Origin of the sequence: Nocardioides hwasunensis (assembly GCF_014779665.1) — a bacterium.
Classification (GTDB): Bacteria; Actinomycetota; Actinomycetes; order Propionibacteriales; family Nocardioidaceae; genus Nocardioides; species Nocardioides hwasunensis.
Genome location: NZ_JACXYY010000009.1, coordinates 93851 through 112328 on the forward strand (window position 1 = coordinate 93851; position 18478 = coordinate 112328).

An 18478-nucleotide genomic window follows, 5' to 3' on the forward strand; every position below is an offset into this window, starting at 1 on the left:
ATCGGCGCACGCCAGCGCTCCGACTCACCCTGTCGAGCGGTGGACGACCGCTCAGGGATCGTCAGCGGGGCAGCTCGCCCAGGTTGCGGAGCAGGAGCGCCTCGGCCTTGACGACCTTCTCGAACTCGGCGAGGTGCAGGCCCTCGTTGGCGCCGTGGGCGCGGGTGTCGGGGTCCTCGACGCCGGTGACCAGCACGCTGGCCTGCGGGAACGCCTCGAGGAACTCGGCGATGAAGGGGATCGAGCCGCCGACGCCCATGTCGACCGGCGCGGTGCCATCCCACGCCTCGGTGAACGCGGCGCGCGCGGCGTCGTACGCCGGACCGCTGGCGTCGATCTGCGTCGCCTCGCCGGTGTCGACGAGGGTCGTGGTGAGCGTGGCGCCCCACGGGGTGTGCTTCTCGAGGTGTGCCTGGAGGCACTGCGCGGCGTTGGCCGTCGTGTCGCCCGGCGCGATGCGCATGCTGATCCGGCAGCGGGCTGCCGGCACGAGGGTGTTGGACGCGCCCTCGACCTTGGGCCCGTCGAAGCCGGTGATGCTGATCGACGGCTTGGTCCACAGCCGCTCGACGACCGAGCCGGAGCCGATCCACTCGATGCCCTCGGCAGCGCCGGACTCGGCGCGCAGCCGGGCCTCGGGGTAGTCGACGTCGGCGGCCGGGCCGGAGTGCAGGCCCTCGACCGCCACGTCGCCGGTGTCGTCGTTGAGGCTGGCGATCAGTCGGCTCAGCGCCATGATCGAGTCGGGGACGAGCCCGCCCCACATCCCGCTGTGCACCGCGTGCGTCAGGGTGCGGACCTCGACGTCCATCCGCACGAGACCGCGCAGCGACGTGGTCAGGGCCGGCACGCCGATGTCCCAGTTGCCGGAGTCGGCGATCACGATGACGTCGGCCGCGAGCCGCTCCTGGTGGGCCTGGAGCAGCTCGACGAGGGTGTCGGAGCCGACCTCCTCCTCCCCCTCGACGAACATCACCAGGTTGACCGGGAGCTCGTCGCCGAAGATCCGCACGGCGCCGAGGTGGGCGGCGATCCCGGCCTTGTCGTCGGCGGTGCCACGGCCGTAGAGGCGCTCGCCCCGCTCGGTCGGCTCCCACGGCGGGGAGTCCCAGTCGGCGTGGTCGTTCTCGGGCTGGACGTCGTGGTGCGCGTAGAGCAGGACGGTCGGGGCGCCCTCGGGGCCGGCCTTCTTCGCGATCACGGCCGGCGGGGCGCCGTCGTGGGCACGGACGATCTCGGCGTCGAAGCCCTCCGCGGCGAACAGGTCGCGCGTCGCCTCCGCGCTGCGCTCGACCTCACCGAGTCGCTCGGGGTCGGCGGAGACGGACTGGATGCGGACCAGGTCCTCGAGGTCGCGGCGGATGCCGGGCATGACCTCGGCGAGGCGTGCGGGGATGTCGACAGTCATGCGCCGACCCTAGCCGGGAGCAGCCTCAGCGCAGCGTCTCGATCTCCGCGAGCAGCTCGCGAGCGGTGCGGGCGAGCCGCTCGAGGCGCCCGTCGCCGTCGCGCGCGGAGGGGGGCACCGCCTCCACGTCGAACGCGGCCAGGTCGCCGCGGTGCCAGGTGGAGAACTCCTCCAGCGCGGCCCCGTCGCGGTCGACGCTGCGCCCCTCCAGCAGCAGCAGCGGAGCACCGACCGGGACACCCAGTCGCTCGGCCAGCGCGGCGGTGGCCGGGACCGCGCGCACCTGGTTGTGCCCGCCGACGACGTGGCGCCCGAGCCGGTCGGCGAGCAGCTGGTGGAGCGAGGCGTCCTCGAGGTCGGTCTCACCGATGGCCTCGGCGACGTCCACGGGGAGCCAGGTCCGGATGTAGCTCAGCACCACACCGCCGACCGAGCGCACCCGACCGAGCTGGAGGACCTGCTCGCCGGTGATCGAGGCGAGGTGGTCGGGGCGGGGCACGACGTCGTACGCGTCGACGCGGGTGGACACCTCTCCCCCGCCGTCCGACTCGAGCCGGAGGCCCGAGCGGAGCACGTCGCGGTGCACCTCACGGTGCTCGGCGACGACGGACCCGCGACCGCGGACCTTGTGGATCAGCCCCTCCGACTCCAGCGACGCCAGCGCCTGGCGCACGACGGAGCGGGAGACGTCGAACTCCTGCTGGAGTGCCGCCTCGCTCGGGAAGAGGTCGCCCGGTCGGAGGTCGCGGCTACCCAGCCGATCGCGCAGGGACCGCTCGACCTGGGCATGCAGGGGCAGGGCACGCTCGCTCACGGCCGACACTCTAGGACCGCGCGACCGCCGTCGTGAGCGCGTGGTCGCCTCAGACGGTGACCCGCTGCGCGGTGCGCCACACCGTGTCCCAGCCCGGCGCCAGCGCGGCCGCCCGACGAGCCGCCAGCACGAGGCTCGCCTCGCGGGCGACGCCCGTGCCGGCGATGTCGAAGGCGGTGCCGTGGTCGACCGAGACCCGCACCACGGGCAGTCCGACGGTGATGTTGACGCCGTCGTCGCCGTAGACCGCCTTGAACGGCGCGTGGCCCTGGTCGTGGTAGCAGACGACCACGAGCTCCCACTTGCCCTGCACGGCCTGCGGGATCAGCGCGTCGGCCGGCAGCGGTCCGTGCGCATCGATGCCGCGCTCACGCGCGCGCCTGACTGCGGGCTCGAGGACGTCGGCATCCTCGTCGCCGAAGAGCCGGTTCTCCCCGGCGTGCGGGTTGAGACCGGCCACGCCGACCCGGGTGTCGGGGCGACCCATCGCCTCGGCGAAGGCCTGCACGAGGTCGAGGACGTCATCGGTGCGCTCGGGCGTGATGCCCGCGATGGCCTGGGTGAGCGACACGTGGGTGGTGAGGTGGAAGAAGTAGAGGTCGCCGGCCGACAGCACGAGCGAGAAGTTCTGCACGTCGAACTGCTCGGCGAGCAGCTCGGTGTGACCGGGGTACTGGTGGCCGCCGGCGTGCATGGCGGCCTTGTTGAGCGGCGCGGTGACGATGCCGTCGATCGCGCCCTCCTTGGCCAGGTCGCACGCGGCGACGACGAAGCGGTAGGACCCGTCGCCCGCCACCGCGCTCAGCTCGCCGACGGGGACCTCCTCCATCTCCTCGCCCACCTGGAGCACCTCGACGAGGCCGGGGTCGTTGGTGGCCTGCGAGGGATGGTCGATCGTCACGACGACGGCGGGGTCGACGCCGACGTACGACGCCGCGCGTCGCAGTGCCCCGGCGTCGCCGACCACCACGGGGACGCACTCCTCACGCAGGTCGGCGTGCTCGAGCAGGGCCCGGAGGGTGATCTCCGGGCCGATGCCGGCCACGTCGCCGAGGGTGAGACCGAGAACGGGCAGGGTGCTCATGGGTGTGCTCCTTGGGCGCCGCGCACGACGCCGATCAGTTGGGTCAGGGTGTGGGGGTCGCCGAAGCCACCGGCCTTGGTGGCGACGACGAGCCCGTCGTGCGGGCCGCCGACGAGGGTGCCGGCCGGCACGCCCTCGACGGGCGCGTCGACGACGCGGATGCCGGTGGCACCGAGCGCGCGGAGGACCTGCGCCGCTCCGTCCCCACCGACGAGGACGAGGAGGTCGTGCCGTTGCTCGACGAGCGCGGCGGCCGCCCGCTCCCCGAGGTCGCGCGCCTGCTGCTCGGCGGTCCCGGCGACGACGTCGGACGAGGTGACGAGCAGGTCCACCGTGGCGTCGGCGGCCGCCTCGAGCTCGGCCACCTGGGCCCGGGCCACCGGGTGCAGCGAGGAGACCACGACGAGGCTGCGACTCCCCGGCGCGAGCGCCACGGGGACGGGCGTGGCGGGGTCCTCGGTGCGCCAGACCCGGGCCAGCGCCACGGCCAGGCCCGCCGAGCCGACCGGGAGCGCGTCGGCACCGAGCTCAGCGACGGCGGCGGCGACTCGGTCGAGGTCGGCCTGGTCACGCGCGTCGACCACCACGACGTCGTGGTCGCGGGACGCGGCGCGGATCGCCTCGACCAGGTCCTCGCCGCGCGCGTGGCCGGCGCCTGCCACCAGCCGGCGCAGGTCGGACTCCTCGACCGGCGTCACCGGGTCGTGGGCGGCGGCGCCCTCGTCGACGGGGACCCCGTCGACGAGCACGCGCCCGTCCTCGACCGTGCGACCCATGGCGGGGTAGGCCGGGCACAGCACGGCGTACGCACCCGGTCGCGAGCGCCGGCGACCGGCGACCGCGCCGAGCACCTGCTCGGCCACCCGCCCGCGGACGGTGGAGTCGATCTTGACGTAGAGCAGGTCGGGGGCCAGGTCGGCCACGGCCTGCGCGGTCAGCTGGGCCGCGCGCGGGTCGCGCCGGCTGTCGAGGGTCACGGCGACCGCGTCCTGCTCGGGCTCGTGGCGCCACCCGCCGCTGAGGGACAGCAGGGACGACCAGCCGGACCGGGCGAACGACACGACCGTGTCGCCGGCCCCGGTCAGGTCGTCGGCGAGGACGAGCACCCTCACAGCTGCGGCTCCTTGATGCCGAGCTCCATGTCGTCGAGCTTCCTGATCTCCTCCTCGGAGAGCAGGCCGCCCTCCTTCTTCAGCACGGCTGTCGCGATGAGGGGCGACAGCACTGCGGTGACGAGGACCGCCGCGGCGACCTGCGCGGTGGCGGTCTCGACGTAGGGCTGGAACGTCGGGTCGGCCATGCCGATGATCGCCGGGGTCGCGATCGCGTTGCCGGCGGTGGTGCCGGCGGCGAACCCGAGGCCCGAGCGGTAGCCGCGGCGCAGCAGGAAGCGGTAGCCGAGGTAGACGAAGAAGCCGGTCACGGGGGCGACGACCAGGCCGACGACCAGGCCGCTCAAGCCACCCTTGACGATGTTGTTGAGGTCGATGCCGGTGCCCAGCGCGAGGGCGAAGAACGGGATGACGATCGCGGGCGTGGGCCGCAGGACTTCGCGCCAGTGCGGGTTGAGGTTGCCGACCAGCATCCCGAGGAGGAACGGGATGACTGCGGCGAGCATCAAGGAGAAGGGGATGTCGGCCAGGCCCGAGGCACCGAGGAAGAGCATCGAGAAGAACGGGCCGTCGTTGAGCGCCGAGGAGATGTAGGCACCGCGGTCGCGCTTGTCGCCGTAGCGGCCGGTGAAGGCCAGCCAGAGACCGCCGTTGCTGTTGTCGACCGCGACGAGCAGGGCGAGGATCGAGACGCCGAGGACCCCGTCGAGGCCGACGACCTGACCCAGCAGGATCACCAGGGTGGCCGGGACGATGCTCTTGCAGAGCAGGACCACGGCAGACGTCGCGAGCACCGGCCCACTGGTCTTCAGCGTGACCTGGGTGCCGGTGGCGAAGATCAGCAGCGCGATCAGTGGCAGCGCGCTTTGCTGGAACAGCGCCGTGGTGAACGAACCCATCTCCAAGAACCCGGTCGCGAACGTGCCGAGAAGCGACCCGATCACGAGTGGGATGAGCATCAGCCCACCGGGAATGCGGTTCATCCACTGGTAGAGCGGGGCGATCTCGCGATCGGGGGTGGTCGTGTCGGTCATCGGGGTGTCACCTCGGGCTCGATCCTGTACGTACAACTTGTACGTACAGGTGACGATCGCATCCGAGCGCGCTTGTGTCAACCGTCACAGGAGGCATCGCGACGGCCGGGGACGGACGGAGGTGTCCGATCAGGCGTCGGGCGCGGCCCACTCGCCGCTGCGCTTCTCCATCATCAGCCGCCGCTCGAGGTCGTTGAACCCGAGCCGTCGGTAGATCCCGATGGCGTCGCCGTCGGTGTCGGCCACGATGACGAGGCGGCGTACGTCGAGGTGGTCGAGGGCGTGCTGACCAGCGGCGTGGACGACGGCGGCGGCGAGGCCCTTGCGTCGGTGGTCGGGGTGGGTCTCGACGCTCTGGTAGCGCGCGAGCCCGTCCTCGGTGACGAAGGCGCCGGCGGTGGAGACCAGCTGCTCGTCGACGAACGCGCCGAACCGCTGGCCACGACCGGCCTCGACGAGCCTGCGCTCCTGGGCGTTCTTCTGCCGGGCGTAGGCCATGAACCTGTCCTCGGGCGTGTGCGGGTAGAGCTGATGGCTCAGCCGGGCGCGCCCCTCCCAGTCGTCATCACCCTCGAGTGCGCGCACCTGGGCCTCGACCTTGCGCGGGAGGTTGACCCGGGAGGAGGTCAGCACGGTGGCCAGGTCGACGGTCATCCCGGCGGCCTCGAAGGCGGCCCGCGCCTCGTCGGTGAGGTCGGGGGCGTCGATGCCGATGCTCACGTGGTCGGCCTGCGGGAACTCGGTGTGGAACGCGCCGACGACCTCCTTCTCGCCGCCCGGCGCTGGAGGCTGGGCGAGGAGGAGGAAGTTGCCCCAGAAGTAGGTCGGGTTGTCGGGCGAGCGGACCACGAGGTGCGTGCCGCGGTCCTCGACGACACTGCCCGAGTCGGTCAGCAGGGCCAGGTCGGTGCGGAAGCCGAGGGAGGTCACGTCCATGCCGCGGAGGCTATCGGGAGACGACGTTGATCACCGGTTCGCCGCCCACCCGTCGCTGCAGCTGCTCGCGCACCAGCGCGGAGATGCGGGGCAGCATGGCGGTCGTCCCACCGGCGACGTGAGGGGTGATCAGCACGCCGGGGGCGTCCCAGAGCGGGTGTCCCTCGGGCAGCGGCTCCGGGTCGGTGACGTCGAGCGCGAAGCGCAGGCGGCCGGCCTGGCGGATGACGGCGTCGGTGTCGACGACCCGGCCGCGGGCCACGTTGACCACCAGCGCCCCGTCGGGCAGGAGGCCCAGCGTCTCGTCGTCGAGCAGCCCGCGCGTCGTGTCGTTCAGCGGCACCAGGGCGACCAGGACGTCCTGATCGGGCAGCAGCGAGCGGAGGTCGTCGATCGCCCGGACCCGGCCGACCAGGTCGTCGTCGCGCTCGCGCGAGGCCACTGCGGTGACGACGGCCTTCATCGGGATCAACCGCTCGGCCAGGGCCCGGCCGATCGAGCCGTAGCCCAGGACCAGCACCCGCGAGTCGGCGAGCGAGCGGCGCATCTTGTCGCTCTCCCAGTGGCCGTGGCTCCGCACCGCCTCGGGAATGCCTCGCAGGCTGGCCAGGACCAGTCCGACCGCGTGCTCGGCGGTGGCGTCGTCGTGGACGCCGCTCGCGTTGCAGAGCGTCACGCCCGCGGGCAGCCGGTCCAGCACGCCGTCGTAGCCCGCGCTCTGCAGCTGCACGACCTGCAGGCCCTGGAGCTGGTGGGCCCGGTCGAGGACGTCCGCGCGCGTGGCGTAGTGCGGCACCCACAGGTCGACCTCGCCCTCCGGCGCCGGGCCCTCCCCGTTCCACACCTCGATGTCGACGCCGTCGACCGGCCCGACGGCGTCGGCGAGGGTGCGGGTGGCGAGGACGGCCTTCATGCGGTCTCCTGCGAGGTGAGGGGGAGGTAGGGGGTCAGGTCGGTGCGCTCGCCGCTCGCGACGACCCGGCCCGAGGCGACCGCCTCTGCCCAGGACGTACGACCGGTGGCGACTGCGAGCCAGGTCTCGGCGTCGGTCTCGATCACCGCGGGCGGAGTGCCGCGCGTGTGGCGCACACCCGAGACCGCCTGCACGGCGGCGAAGGGCGGGACCCGCACCTCGACCGACCTCCCGGGCGCGCGGGTCTCGAGGGCGGCGAGGTAGTGCTTGACCTGCGCGCGGGTGTCTGCGGTCTCGAGCTGCTCGGGGGTGAGGACCTTGAGGCGGGCGGGCACGCGACAAAACTAGGCGATCGCGTCGAGCACCTTCACGCAGGCCGCCCACGCGTCACTGTCCGGGTCGATGACTGCGAAGTGGCCACCGGTCACCTCGACCAGCGTGGCCTCGGCACCGGCAGCGGTGGCCGCGTCGACGTACGTCGTGGCCTGCGCGAACGGGACCGTGTCGTCGTCGGGCGCGTGGACGACCCACATCGGCACGTCGAGCGGCACCTGGGCGAGCGGGTCGGCCTGCTCGTACGTCGTCTCGTCGGCCGTGCCGAGGAAGGCGAGGGTCGCCCCGTCGCCCAGGTGCTCGTCGACGGCGGCGCGCAGGTCGACCACCCCGGCCTGGCTGATGACGTGGGTGAGGGCCGGACCGCCGGCCCAGCGGTCGAAGCGACCGCGGGCGCCGGCCCAGGTGGCGAGGTGGCCTCCGGCGGAGTGGCCGAGCGTGACGATCGGGCCGTCGACGCCGGTGGCCACCGCGCCGATGGCCGCGTGGATGTCGTCGAGCGTCTCGGGGAAGCCGCCGCCGTTGCCGACGCGGCGGTACTCCACGTTGGCGGCGGTCCAGCCCCGGCCGACGAGGTCCTCGGCGAGCGGCGCGCCGTAGTCGGCGCCGTACTGCGCACGCCAGAAGCCGCCGTGGATCACCACCACCAGGCCGCGGCTCGCGCCGTCGGGCGTGAGCAGGTCGACCCACTGACTGGGGTCGTCGCCGTAGGTGATCCGCCGGGTGCGCGCGCTCTCGTCCACGCCCCCCACCCTGCCCGACCGGTCGCTGGAGCAGGCAGCGAGGGCAGCGGCCCCGAGCCCGGCGACCGGCAGGGCGAGCAACGTACGACGGCGCATGCCGGGGGTTCGGAGCGGAGGGTGCGATCGATCGGTCACCGACCTCACTCGTCGTCGGCGACCTCGATGTCGGGGTAGGGCTGGACGACCTGGAGGAACGTGTAGGTCCGACGACCGGGGTCGCGGCCGCGGGTCCGGTCGGCCCAGGCGTCGATGAGGTCGTCGATCTCCTGGCGCAGCTCGTGCGCCTCGTCGTCGGTGAGCCTGATCGTGTGGTCGGAGGTCGAGAAGACCCCGCTCCCCTTCTCCCGGTCGATGACGAAGGTGCGGTCGACGATCGCGTGCATACGGGCGAGCTGGCTGGCGCGGAAGACCTCGACGGCGGCGCGCCCGCCGGGCTCGTCGGCGATCGTGCCGAGGTTGACCGTATAGCCGGCGGGCGCTGCCGCACGCCACACCCGGTCGCGCCGGTCGCGGGCCTCCTCCGGCGCCTCCTCGACCAGGCCGTACTTCGCGAGCTGGCGCAGGTGGAAGCTCGCCTGGTTGGCCGGGATGTCGAGCAGGCGGGCGATGTCGGCGGCGCGCACCGGGCCTGACGCGGAGAGCTCGTCGAGGATCCGGTTGCGGACGGGGTGGGCGATCGCGCGCAGCACGCGCGGGTCGCCCAGGGGTCGTGACTCGGCCATGCGCGCAGCCTATCGACTTGCGCACGCACTATTGCGCAACATCACGTGCGCAACATATGTTGCGGATGTGCCCGGATACCGCCAGCTCTCGAGGAACCGCGACTTCACCGTCCTGTGGATCGGCGACACCGTGAGCGAGCTCGGCAGCGCGCTGTCGATGTTCGTCTTCCCGCTCATCGCCTACGCGCTCAGCGGCTCGGCCCTCACCGCGGCGCTGGTCGAGGCGGCGTACCTCGGCGGTCTCTGCGCCACCCTGCTGCCGGCCGGGGTCCTGGCCGACCGGGTCGACCGGAAGCGGATCATGCTGGTCTCGAGCGCGACCGGGTGCGCGGCCTACACCTCTCTCGCGGTCGCCGGCGCGAGCGGCCACCTGGTGCTCCCCCACCTCGGCGCCGTCGCCCTCGTCGCGGGCGTCGCGGCCGGCGTGTTCAACCCGGCCCAGACCTCGGCGATCCGCTCGGTCGTCTCCACCGAGGACCTGCCGACCGCGCTCAGCCAGAACCAGGCGCGCCAGCACGTCGCCTCGCTGCTGGGCGGGCCGCTGGGCGGGGCGTTGTACGCCGTCACGCGCTGGGTGCCGTTCGCCGTCGACGCGGTCACCTTCGCGATCGCGTGCGTGACCGTCAGCCGGGTCCGCACGGACCTCTCGGCTCCGCACCGCACGCACGAGCCGCTGCGCCAGCAGCTCACCGAGGGCTTCCGCTTCATGTGGGCGCGGCCGTTCTTCCGGACCCTGATGGCGTGGTCGTCGATGACCAACCTGGTCACCAACGCGATCTTCTTCGTGGTCGTGCTGCGGATGGTCCAGCAGGATGTGCCGGCCGCCCAGATCGGGCTCGTCTCGACCGCCGCCGGCCTCGGCGGGATCCTCGGCGCGATGATGGCGCCGAGCCTCATCCAGCGCCTGCCCACCGGCCGGCTGACGGTGCTGATCGGGTGGATGTGCTGCCTGCCGCTGGTGCCGCTCGCCTTCTCGAGCAGCACCTGGACGGCGTGCACCAGCACCTTCCTCCTGCTGCTGCTCAACCCCGTCGGCAACGCCGGCATCGGCTCCTACCGGATGGCCGTCACGCCCGACCACCTGCAGGGTCGGGTGTCCTCGACCAGCCAGTTCGTCTCGATGTCGGTGATGCCGCTCGCCCCGCTGCTCGGCGGCTGGTTGCTCGAGCACGAGGGCGGGACCTTCGCGATCTCCGTGCTCGTCGTGGCGACCGCGCTCCTGGCCGTGCTGCTCACCTCGAGCCGGTCGATCCGCTCGGTGCCCAAGCCGTCGGAGTGGGCGGTCCCGGCCGAGGAGCCGGTGCTCGCGGCCTAGCGAGTGGTCGGCCGGGAGTCACCGGATATCCGGTGACTCCCCCGCTTGTCGGCCCAGATCTGGGTGACGAACCGGGAGACTCGGGTGCCAAGTCCTCATCCGGCCCGCGAGAAGCGGGCGCCGACCTCGGCGACCTTCTCGGCCAGCTCGGGCGGCGACTCGACCACGAAGTCTGCCCCCGAGCCGGCGAGCACCATGAGCGGCCAGTCGAGGTCGTCGACGTTCATCTCCAGCACGCAGCCCTCGCCGTCCGGGGTCACCGTGCCCCAGCGTCCGACCCGGGCGGCGAGGTCGTCGGCGGCCATCGCCAGCCGCACGCGTACGACGTGGCGCTGGGGCATCCGACGGATGCCCTGCTGCACGAAGGCGAGGGCATCGTCGGCGGGCAGGTCGCGCGGGCGGAAGCGCTGGCCGGTCGGTTCGGGTTCGGAGATCCGGTCGAGCCGGAAGCTGCGCCAGTCGGCCCGGTCGCGGTCCCACGCCACGAGGTACCACCGACGACCGAGCGAGACGAGCCGGAGCGGCTCGACCCGGCGGTGCGTCACCTCGGCCTGGCGCGCGGCGTAGTCGAAGCGCAGCAGCTCGCTGTCGCGGCAGGCCTGGGCGAGCGTGGTCAGGACGGCGGCGTCGAACGCCGGCGCCCCCTCCCACGGGCCGGGGGACTCGGTCTGGCTCGCGACGGCGTCCATCTGCCGGCGCAGTCGCGGCGGCATCAGCGACAGCACCTTGGACAGCGCCTGGACCGACCAGTCGTCCATCCCCGCGACCGCGCCGGCGGCCGCCGTACGCAAACCGACCGCGATCGCCACCGCCTCCTCGTCCTCGAGCAGCAGCGGCGGGAGCGAGCCGCCGGCCCGCAGCTGGTAGCCACCGGCGGCGCCTCGGACGGCGTCGACGGTGTAGCCGAGCTCGCGCAGCCGGTCGACGTCACGGCGCAGCGTGCGGGCGCTCACCTCGAGGCGGTCGGACAGCTCGGGCCCCGGCCAGTAGCGGTGGGTCTGCAGCAGGGACAGCAGCCTCAGCATCCGCTCGCTCGTGCTCATGTCGTCCAGGTTAGTTCGCAATGCGGTCAGGAACTGACCTGATGCTTCCCTAGCGTCACTCCCATGACCCACACCACCCAGACAGGACCGGCGATCGTGACCCGTGGCCTGACCCGCCACTTCACCTCGCACAAGCAGACCGTCGAGGCCGTCCAGGGCCTCGACCTCGAGATCGGGCAGGGCGAGCTGGTCGCCTTCCTCGGACCCAACGGGGCCGGGAAGTCCACCACGCTCCGCATGCTGACCACCCTGATCCCGCCCACGTCGGGCACGGCGAGCGTCGCCGGGCACGACGTCGTGTCGGGCCAGCGCGACGTACGCCGGGCGATCGGCTTCGTCGGCCAGGGCAACGGCGCAGGCCACCGCCAGCTCGGCCGCGACGAGCTGATCAGCCAGGGCCGTGCCCACGGGCTCTCGCGCGCCGATGCCCGGCACCGGGCCGCGGAGCTGGTCGAGGACCTCGACCTCGACGCGGTGGCCGACCGCAAGGTCTCCACGCTGTCCGGCGGGCAGCGTCGCCGGCTCGACATCGCGATGGGGCTGGTGCACCTGCCGCGGGTGCTGTTCCTCGACGAGCCCTCCACCGGTCTGGACCCGCAGAACCGGATCAACCTCCAGGAGCTGATCCAGCGCCTGCACGCCGAGAGCGGCAGCACCGTCGTGCTGACCACCCACTACCTCGAGGAGGCCGACGCCCTCGCCGGGCGCGTGATCGTGGTCGACCACGGCCGGATGATCGCCGACGACACCGCCGCCCGCCTCAAGAGCAGGCTGGGCGACCTGGTCCGCCTCGGTTTCGACTCGGCCACCGAGGCTGCGCGCGCCGCCGCGCGACTGTCGCGGGTGCCTGACGCGCGCGTGGACGTGACTGTTGCGTCGGTGGACCTGCGGGTCAAGGACGGCTCCACCCTCGTCGGCGGGCTCCTGGCCGACCTGGCCGCGGACGGCGTGCCCCCGACGCGGGTGGAGGTCGCCCGCCCGACCCTCGACGACGTCTTCCTCGACCTGACCGGTCGCAGCCTGCGCGAGACCCAGCAGTCCCCCACCGACGAGGCGGACACCGACTCCGCCCGGACCGAGAGCGAGGTCGCAGCATGAGCACCTTCGTCAACGACACCGTCAACGTGATGAGCCGCGAGCTCAAGCCGGTCTGGCGCGAGCCGATGGCCGTCGTGTTCGCGATGATCCAGCCACTCGTCTTCCTCGGGCTGTTCGCGCCCCTGCTGCCGGAGATGGCGACCGGGTCGGCGCTGCAGTGGTTCGTGCCCGGCATCGTGGCGATGACCGCCCTGATGGGCGCGTCCTTCACCGGTGCCAACCTGATGGAGGAGATGCAGTCCGGCTCGCACGAGCGCCAGCTGGTCTCGCCGCTCGGCCGTCCGGCGCTGCTCGTCGGCCGTGCGCTCAAGGAGGTCGTCCCGATGCTGATGCAGGTCGCGATCATCGTCGCGGTCGTGACGCCGTTCAGCTTCGACCTGCACCTGCCGGGCGTCCTGGTGGCGGCGCTCGTGCTGTCGCTCTTCAGCATCGGCGTCGGGGCTCTGTCCTTCGCGCTGGCGCTGGCGTCGAAGGGTCAGGACTGGATGTTCTGGACCATCCAGCAGACGCTGCTCTTCCCGACGCTGCTGACCGCCGGCGTGCTGCTGCCGGTCGACGGGGCGCCCCGCTGGCTCGAGGTCGTCTCGATGCTCAACCCGATGACGTACGTCGTCGACGCCACCCGCGCACTCTTCGCCGGCGCCTGGCCGGCCGACGTCGTCCTGCAGGGGGTGGCGGGTGCAGCCGTCGTCGCGGCTCTCGGGCTCGTGGTCGGCGTGCGGGCGATGCGTCGCTCGAGCTGACGCACCGCTGGTCGAGCGGCGCCTGCCGCTCGACCGGCGTCTCGCTCGCCGGTCGGGGTCACTCCTCGTAGACGTCCAGGGGGCCCATCGAGCCGAGGCGCCAGATCGCGGTCCCGCGCAGGCCGTAGGACTGCGCCATCGAGACCCGGTTGCCGTAGGCCGTCATGTCGGACCACCACACCTCTCGACCGCCGGGGAGCATGGCCTTCCACTCCGCGGCCTGCATGCTCCACAGCTTCGTGCCCCCTGCGCGGGCGACGAGGTTGTCGGCGGCCTTGACGGTCAAGGTGCGACCGGAGCCGTCCGGTCGCCACACGTAGCCGTAGCCCGCGACGCCGAGGTCGAGCTTGTCCGCCGGGACCAGCTCGAGCGCGGCTTCGAGGCACCACCTGACCCACCGCAGGCCGCCGATCGGGCCCGGTCCGGACCAGCCGGGGCCGTGCTGGTCGTAGGCCATCAGCTGGATCGCGTCGACCACCTCGGCGAGCTCGGCCATCCGATATCCCCGGTCGAGGTACGCCGACGGGGTGCTGGACGCCGAGACGTCGATCGTGATCGACGAGGTGGCCGGCAGCCGCTCTCTGAGGGTCTTCACGAAGGTGACCAGGCCGCGCGAGTCACGGCGCCGCACCAGCTCCAGGTCCACGTTGACGCCGTCCCATCCACCGGCCACGACGAGGGTGGCGAGACGGTCGGCGACGCCGTCGATGTTCGCCCGGCTCGAGAGCAGCGCGGAGAGGGCATCCGGGTCGAAGCCACCGAGGCGGTCGCTGTAGTTGCCGACGAGGAGCTCGGCCCGCAGTCCCTCCTCGTGGGCGACCTCGACGAGCCGCAGCGTCCGCGGGTCGGGGTCGGTCGTCCAGCGGCCGCTGGGCTTCAGCGAGACCGCGGCGACGGTGAGCGTGGTCAGCAGGTCGGCGTCACGTCGCACGATCGCCGGGCGGGTGCTGGGCAGCGCGTAGCCGGTGACGGCCGTCCCGTCCGGTGCCCGCCGCTCGGTCGCGGGCGCCGCACCCGCCGGCATCGGCGCGAGGAGGAGCAGGACCAGGGTCGCGATCGTCGTACGCACGAGGTGAGTCTGCCCCGAACGCGCTGTAACGCCGGGTTAGTTGCTGTACCCACCCTGATGTATCGGGGTGGGTACAGGCACTAACCCGGCGTTACAGCGGCGGGTCAGGAGCCGAGGACGGCGGGAAGCGTCGCTCGCCAGGAAGCTTCCGCCTCGGCGACCGGCAGGTCGAAGGCGCCCTCCACCGAGATCGTGTCTCCTCCGGTGCGCCCGATCGGCGTGAGGGGTACGCCGTGCTGCTGGGCGAGCGCGACCAGGGCGTCGGCCTGCTCGTCGGTGACCGTGACCAGCACCCGGGCTGCCGACTCGGAGAAGAGGGCCACGAAGGGGTCGTCGGCGACAGAGGCCAGCGCGACCGAGACACCGACGCCGGCAGCGAAGCTCGACTCGGCGAGCGCCTGGGCGAGGCCGCCTTCGGAGAGGTCGTGGGCGCTGGTGACGACGCCGTCGCGCGAGACGTCCTGGAGCAGCGAGGCGAGCGCCTGCTCGGCGGCGAGGTCGAGGCGGGGCGGGAGGCCGCCGAGGTGGCCGTGCACGACGTGGGCCCACTCCGAACCGGAGAGCTCGTCGCGGGTCTCACCGAGCAGGAACACCCGCTCGTCCGCCGCGCGGAACCCGGTCGGCGTACGACGCGTGACGTCCTCGATCACACCCAGCACCGCGACGACCGGGGTCGGCAGGATCGCCGTCTCGCCCGTCTGGTTGTAGAGGCTGACGTTGCCACCGGTGACCGGGATGCCGAGCTCGAGGCAGGCGTCCTTCAGGCCGCGGCACGCCTCGGCAAACTGCCACATCACGGCCGGGTCCTCCGGCGAGCCGAAGTTGAGGCAGTCGGAGACCGCGAGCGGGCGGGCGCCGCCGGTCGAGACGTTGCGGAACGCCTCGGCCAGCGCGAGCTGGGCGCCGGTGTAGGGGTCGAGCTTGGCGAAGCGACCGTTGCAGTCGGTGGCCACGGAGACGCCGAGGTTGGTGTCGGCGTCGACGCGCACCATGCCGGAGTCGGCGGGCTGCGACAGGACGGTGTTGCCCTGGACGTAGCGGTCGTACTGGTCGGTGATCCACGACTTGTCGGCGAGGTTCGGCGAGGCGACGAGCTGGAGCAGGGTCGCTCGCAGCTCCTCGCCCGACGCCGGTCGCGGCAGGCGCGAGGCGTCGTCGGCCTGCAACTCGTCCTGCCAGTCGGGGCGGGCGAACGGGCGCTGGTAGGTCGGGCCGTCGTGCGCCACGGACCGCGGGGGCACGTCGACGACGCGCTCGCCGTGCCAGTCGATGTGGAGTCGGCCGGTGTCGGTCACCTCGCCGACGACGACGGCCTCGACGTCCCACTTCTCGCAGATCGCCATGAAGGCCTCGACGTCGCCGGGCTCGACGACGGCCATCATCCGCTCCTGCGACTCGCTCATGAGGATCTCTTCGGGAGCGAGCGTGGAGTCGCGCAGCGGGACCCGGTCGAGCTCGACGTGCATGCCGCCGTCGCCGGCCGAGGCGAGCTCGGAGGTCGCGCAGGAGAGGCCGGCGCCGCCGAGGTCCTGGATGCCGGCGATCACGCCGGCGGCGAAGAGCTCGAGGGTGCACTCGATGAGCAGCTTCTCCATGAAGGGGTCGCCGACCTGGACGCTCGGGCGCTTGGCCGGGCCGCCCTCGTCGAAGGTCTCGCTCGCCAGCACCGACACCCCGCCGATGCCGTCGCCGCCGGTGCGGGCGCCGTAGAGCACGACCTGGTTGCCCGTGCCGGAGGCGTTGGCGAGGTGGAGGTCCTCGTGGCGGAGCACGCCGACGCAGAGCGCGTTGACGAGCGGGTTGCCGGCGTAGGTCTCGTCGAAGACGGCCTCGCCGCCGATGTTGGGCAGGCCGAGGCAGTTGCCGTAGCCGCCGACGCCGGCCACGATCCCGGGCAGCACCCGGGCGGTGTCGGGCGCGTCGAGCGGGCCGAAGCGCAGCGGGTCCATCACGGCGACCGGGCGCGCGCCCATCGCGAGGATGTCGCGGACGATGCCGCCGACGCCGGTCGCGGCACCCTGGTAGGGCTCGACGAACGACGGGTGGTTGTGGCTCTCGACCTTGAAGGTCACCGCGTAGCCCTGGCCGATGTCGAGCACGCCGGCGTTCTCGCCGATGCCGGCGAGCATCTTGCCGACCGGCGTCTCCTGCGGGATCTCGGAGAACTGCTTCAGGTGCACCTTGGTCGACTTGTAGGAGCAGTGCTCGCTCCACATGACGGAGTACATCGCCAGCTCCGAGCTGGTCGGGCGGCGCCCGAGGATCTCGCGGATCCGGGCGTACTCGTCCGTCTTGAGCCCGAGCTCGGCCCACGGCTGCTCACGCTCGGCGTCGGCCGAGGCGATCGCGACCGTGTCGAGGGTGCCGGTCGCGCCGGACGTGGTCAGTGACGTGGATGACTGCGGGGCGCTCGTGTCGGGCACGGCGTCAATCTACCGGCGGGCGTCGCCACCGCCGGATCGGGTCTCGGCGCTCGTCGCACCGGGCTGCGCGGCGACCTCGTCGACGCGCGGGTCGGCGTCCGGATCGCTCACCGGCTCGGCGTCGTCCTGCTCCCGGTCGGAGCCGACCACCACGTCCTCGCTCGGCACGCCGTCGTCGTGCTCGTCCCGCTCCTTCTTCTCCTTCTCACGCTCGGCCTTGCGGGCGGCACGCTCGGCCCGCTTCTCCTCGATCGCCGCACGCTTGGCGTCCTTGGCCGCTGCCTTCTCGCGCGCGACGCGGGCGGCGTCGTCCTCGGACGACTGGCCCTGGAGCTTCGGGGTGGGCAGCCGGGCCGGGCCGGAGCGGCCGCTGGCCATGCCACGCGACATCGTCCCGGCGCGGGCTGCCATCCCGCCCGCACCCATGCCGCCGACGGGAGGCACGGTGCCGGGGCTCTTCTTCTCGCCGCCGCGGCGGCGCCCGAGCATGCTCGCCGCACTCGCCGCGACGGGCGCCAGACCGCCCACCGCGAGCCCGGTGAGGTCGGGCACGGAGACCGAGACGGGGGCGATCGGGCCGAGCGCCGCTGCGGCACCCGCGCCGGCGCCTGCCTGCGCCGAGCCGGGGACCGAGGTCGACGGCGGCGCGATCGTGCCGACGCCCGAGACCTCGTCCTGCGACGCGACGCCGCCCTGGGGGAAGTAGCCCCCCGCGAGGGTCATGAGGCTGGTGCGCACCGTCACGAGCTCGGCGCGCGCGCTGCGCAGCCGGGCGCCCTCCTGGTCGAGTGAGAGGTTGAGCCGGCGGCGGATGTCGTCGGCCTCCTGCTGTCCGGCGTCGACCGTGGTGCGCTCGTCGTCCTCCGACGGCCTGAAGACGAGGTAGCGCGACTCGCCGACCGACTCGTGCGGGACCATCGCGACCTTGGTCCACGACTGGTCGAGCTCCTTCTGCGAGGCCGTCATGATGGCGCTGATCGCGCGCAGGCACCCGGAGATCTGGATCGCGAGGGTGGTGAAGCGGTCGAGGTTGTCGAGCACCTGGCGCCGGTGCCGGTCGTAGCTCTCCGCCGCCTCGGCGTCCCAGCCCTCGGTGGCGCGGCGTGCGGCGACGACGATCTCGTCGCCACGCCGCCTCATCACGGCTCCGATGTCGTCCCACCGCGCGGCCGCCGCCTCGAGCGGCAGCACGTCGGCGCGGAGCTCCCACGGATTGGCCGGCACGTCAGCGACCCCTCTCGTCACCTGGCGCCGACTGCCAGCCGCTGCCCACCTGGTGGGCCGCACGGTCGAGCTCACCGGCCACCCGGTCGTCGGCCTGCACCGCGTCGTGCGCCGCATCGACCAGACCGCTGACACCGCTCGCGAGCGCCTCGCCGAGTGCCGCCAGCGTCTCGCCCGCGTCGGTCAGCGAGTCGGCGTACGCCGTGGCGATCCCGCGCGTGCCGGTGGCGTCGCCCAGCAGGTCGCAGGCGCGGCTCAGGTCGTCGAAGGCCGCCGTCCAGTCCTCCCTCATCGCGATGAGGGTCTGCTCGGAGGACTCGGCGAGCTCGACCAACCTGGTCGGCTCGACCTGCATCAGGGGCCGGTATCCGCTTCCGCTCACCTGGTCGCCATACCCGGAAGGCCTGTGGCCAAACACGTCGTCGTCGCCTGTGGACGACGTGCGCGGCGGAACGTTCCGGTCC

At 72.9% G+C, this 18478-nt stretch carries 18 protein-coding genes; 3 read left to right on the plus strand and 15 right to left on the minus strand.

The genetic code is table 11. The features are described 5' to 3' along the window. Window positions 1-61: 61 nt before the first annotated feature. From IEZ25_RS19655 to IEZ25_RS19700, 10 genes are all read right to left on the minus strand, one after another. On the minus strand, window positions 62-1408 hold the full coding sequence (locus IEZ25_RS19655) for a dipeptidase (protein ID WP_191201170.1): 1347 nt from the start codon (window positions 1406-1408) through the stop codon (window positions 62-64). Window positions 1409-1433: 25 nt separating this feature from the next. Then, window positions 1434-2222: a GntR family transcriptional regulator gene (locus IEZ25_RS19660; RefSeq protein WP_191201171.1), complete on the minus strand. Its 789-nt coding sequence runs from the start codon at window positions 2220-2222 to the stop codon at window positions 1434-1436. A 49-nt stretch (window positions 2223-2271) separates the two neighbouring features. After that, window positions 2272-3306 (minus strand): 4-hydroxythreonine-4-phosphate dehydrogenase PdxA, encoded by a 1035-nt coding sequence (pdxA, locus tag IEZ25_RS19665; protein ID WP_191201172.1) that lies wholly within the window; start codon window positions 3304-3306, stop codon window positions 2272-2274. Next, window positions 3303-4418, minus strand: coding sequence for a four-carbon acid sugar kinase family protein (locus IEZ25_RS22405; protein ID WP_318152353.1), 1116 nt, complete (start codon window positions 4416-4418; stop codon window positions 3303-3305). The genes pdxA and IEZ25_RS22405 overlap by 4 nt, the downstream gene beginning before the upstream one ends. Then, window positions 4415-5452 carry a 2-keto-3-deoxygluconate permease gene (locus tag IEZ25_RS19675; RefSeq protein ID WP_191201173.1) on the minus strand — a complete coding sequence of 346 codons (1038 nt, stop codon included), beginning with the start codon at window positions 5450-5452 and terminating at the stop codon, window positions 4415-4417. The genes IEZ25_RS22405 and IEZ25_RS19675 overlap by 4 nt, the downstream gene beginning before the upstream one ends. 129 nt (window positions 5453-5581) lie before the next feature. Next, on the minus strand, window positions 5582-6388 hold the full coding sequence (locus IEZ25_RS19680) for a GNAT family N-acetyltransferase (RefSeq protein ID WP_191201174.1): 807 nt from the start codon (window positions 6386-6388) through the stop codon (window positions 5582-5584). A 10-nt stretch (window positions 6389-6398) separates the two neighbouring features. After that, window positions 6399-7301, minus strand: coding sequence for a 2-hydroxyacid dehydrogenase (locus IEZ25_RS19685; RefSeq protein WP_191201175.1), 903 nt, complete (start codon window positions 7299-7301; stop codon window positions 6399-6401). After that, a complete protein-coding gene (locus tag IEZ25_RS19690; RefSeq protein WP_191201176.1) occupies window positions 7298-7636 on the minus strand; it encodes a sterol carrier family protein in 339 nt (112 codons plus the stop codon). The genes IEZ25_RS19685 and IEZ25_RS19690 overlap by 4 nt, the downstream gene beginning before the upstream one ends. 9 nt (window positions 7637-7645) lie before the next feature. Further along, window positions 7646-8377, minus strand: a complete 732-nt coding sequence (locus tag IEZ25_RS19695; protein ID WP_318152354.1) for an alpha/beta hydrolase — start codon at window positions 8375-8377, stop codon at window positions 7646-7648. A gap of 140 nt (window positions 8378-8517) precedes the next feature. Then, the gene (locus IEZ25_RS19700) at window positions 8518-9099 is read right to left on the minus strand and encodes a winged helix-turn-helix domain-containing protein (protein WP_191201177.1); all 582 of its coding nucleotides are present in this window, start codon (window positions 9097-9099) and stop codon (window positions 8518-8520) included. Window positions 9100-9166: 67 nt separating this feature from the next. Here IEZ25_RS19700 and IEZ25_RS19705 point away from each other — a divergent pair, with 67 nt between their 5' ends. Continuing rightward, window positions 9167-10414, plus strand: a complete 1248-nt coding sequence (locus IEZ25_RS19705; RefSeq protein ID WP_318152355.1) for an MFS transporter — start codon at window positions 9167-9169, stop codon at window positions 10412-10414. A gap of 95 nt (window positions 10415-10509) precedes the next feature. Here IEZ25_RS19705 and IEZ25_RS19710 read toward each other — a convergent pair whose 3' ends face one another. Continuing rightward, window positions 10510-11457 (minus strand): helix-turn-helix transcriptional regulator, encoded by a 948-nt coding sequence (locus tag IEZ25_RS19710; protein ID WP_224749348.1) that lies wholly within the window; start codon window positions 11455-11457, stop codon window positions 10510-10512. A gap of 63 nt (window positions 11458-11520) precedes the next feature. On the opposite strand from IEZ25_RS19710, the gene IEZ25_RS19715 reads away from it, so the two are divergent. After that, on the plus strand, window positions 11521-12555 hold the full coding sequence (locus tag IEZ25_RS19715; RefSeq protein WP_191201179.1) for an ABC transporter ATP-binding protein: 1035 nt from the start codon (window positions 11521-11523) through the stop codon (window positions 12553-12555). Next, window positions 12552-13298, plus strand: coding sequence for an ABC transporter permease (locus tag IEZ25_RS19720; protein WP_191201180.1), 747 nt, complete (start codon window positions 12552-12554; stop codon window positions 13296-13298). The genes IEZ25_RS19715 and IEZ25_RS19720 overlap by 4 nt, the downstream gene beginning before the upstream one ends. A 58-nt stretch (window positions 13299-13356) precedes the next feature. Here IEZ25_RS19720 and IEZ25_RS19725 read toward each other — a convergent pair whose 3' ends face one another. The 4 genes from IEZ25_RS19725 to IEZ25_RS19740 form a co-directional block, all read right to left on the minus strand. Continuing rightward, window positions 13357-14367 (minus strand): glycosyl hydrolase family 18 protein, encoded by a 1011-nt coding sequence (locus IEZ25_RS19725; protein WP_191201181.1) that lies wholly within the window; start codon window positions 14365-14367, stop codon window positions 13357-13359. A gap of 104 nt (window positions 14368-14471) precedes the next feature. After that, the gene (gene purL, locus IEZ25_RS19730) at window positions 14472-16754 is read right to left on the minus strand and encodes a phosphoribosylformylglycinamidine synthase subunit PurL (protein ID WP_191201260.1); all 2283 of its coding nucleotides are present in this window, start codon (window positions 16752-16754) and stop codon (window positions 14472-14474) included. 45 nt (window positions 16755-16799) lie between these two features. After that, the gene (locus tag IEZ25_RS19735; protein ID WP_191201182.1) at window positions 16800-18014 is read right to left on the minus strand and encodes a hypothetical protein; all 1215 of its coding nucleotides are present in this window, start codon (window positions 18012-18014) and stop codon (window positions 16800-16802) included. A 1-nt stretch (window position 18015) separates the two neighbouring features. Continuing rightward, window positions 18016-18396 carry a hypothetical protein gene (locus IEZ25_RS19740; protein ID WP_191201183.1) on the minus strand — a complete coding sequence of 127 codons (381 nt, stop codon included), beginning with the start codon at window positions 18394-18396 and terminating at the stop codon, window positions 18016-18018. Between the last annotated feature and the right edge of the window lie 82 nt (window positions 18397-18478).

Bases quoted from the DNA above. Each gene is read 5' to 3' on its own strand.
- IEZ25_RS19685 (WP_191201175.1), bottom strand. From the start codon at position 7,301: ATGAAGGCCGTCCTCGCCACCCGCACCCTCGCCGACGCCGTCGGGCCG.
- IEZ25_RS19655 (WP_191201170.1), bottom strand. From the start codon at position 1,408: ATGACTGTCGACATCCCCGCACGCCTCGCCGAGGTCATGCCCGGCATC.
- IEZ25_RS19715 (WP_191201179.1), top strand. From the start codon at position 11,521: ATGACCCACACCACCCAGACAGGACCGGCGATCGTGACCCGTGGCCTG.
- pdxA (WP_191201172.1), bottom strand. From the start codon at position 3,306: ATGAGCACCCTGCCCGTTCTCGGTCTCACCCTCGGCGACGTGGCCGGC.
- IEZ25_RS19700 (WP_191201177.1), bottom strand. From the start codon at position 9,099: ATGGCCGAGTCACGACCCCTGGGCGACCCGCGCGTGCTGCGCGCGATC.
- IEZ25_RS19675 (WP_191201173.1), bottom strand. From the start codon at position 5,452: ATGACCGACACGACCACCCCCGATCGCGAGATCGCCCCGCTCTACCAG.
- IEZ25_RS19680 (WP_191201174.1), bottom strand. From the start codon at position 6,388: ATGGACGTGACCTCCCTCGGCTTCCGCACCGACCTGGCCCTGCTGACC.
- IEZ25_RS19710 (WP_224749348.1), bottom strand. From the start codon at position 11,457: ATGAGCACGAGCGAGCGGATGCTGAGGCTGCTGTCCCTGCTGCAGACC.
- IEZ25_RS19720 (WP_191201180.1), top strand. From the start codon at position 12,552: ATGAGCACCTTCGTCAACGACACCGTCAACGTGATGAGCCGCGAGCTC.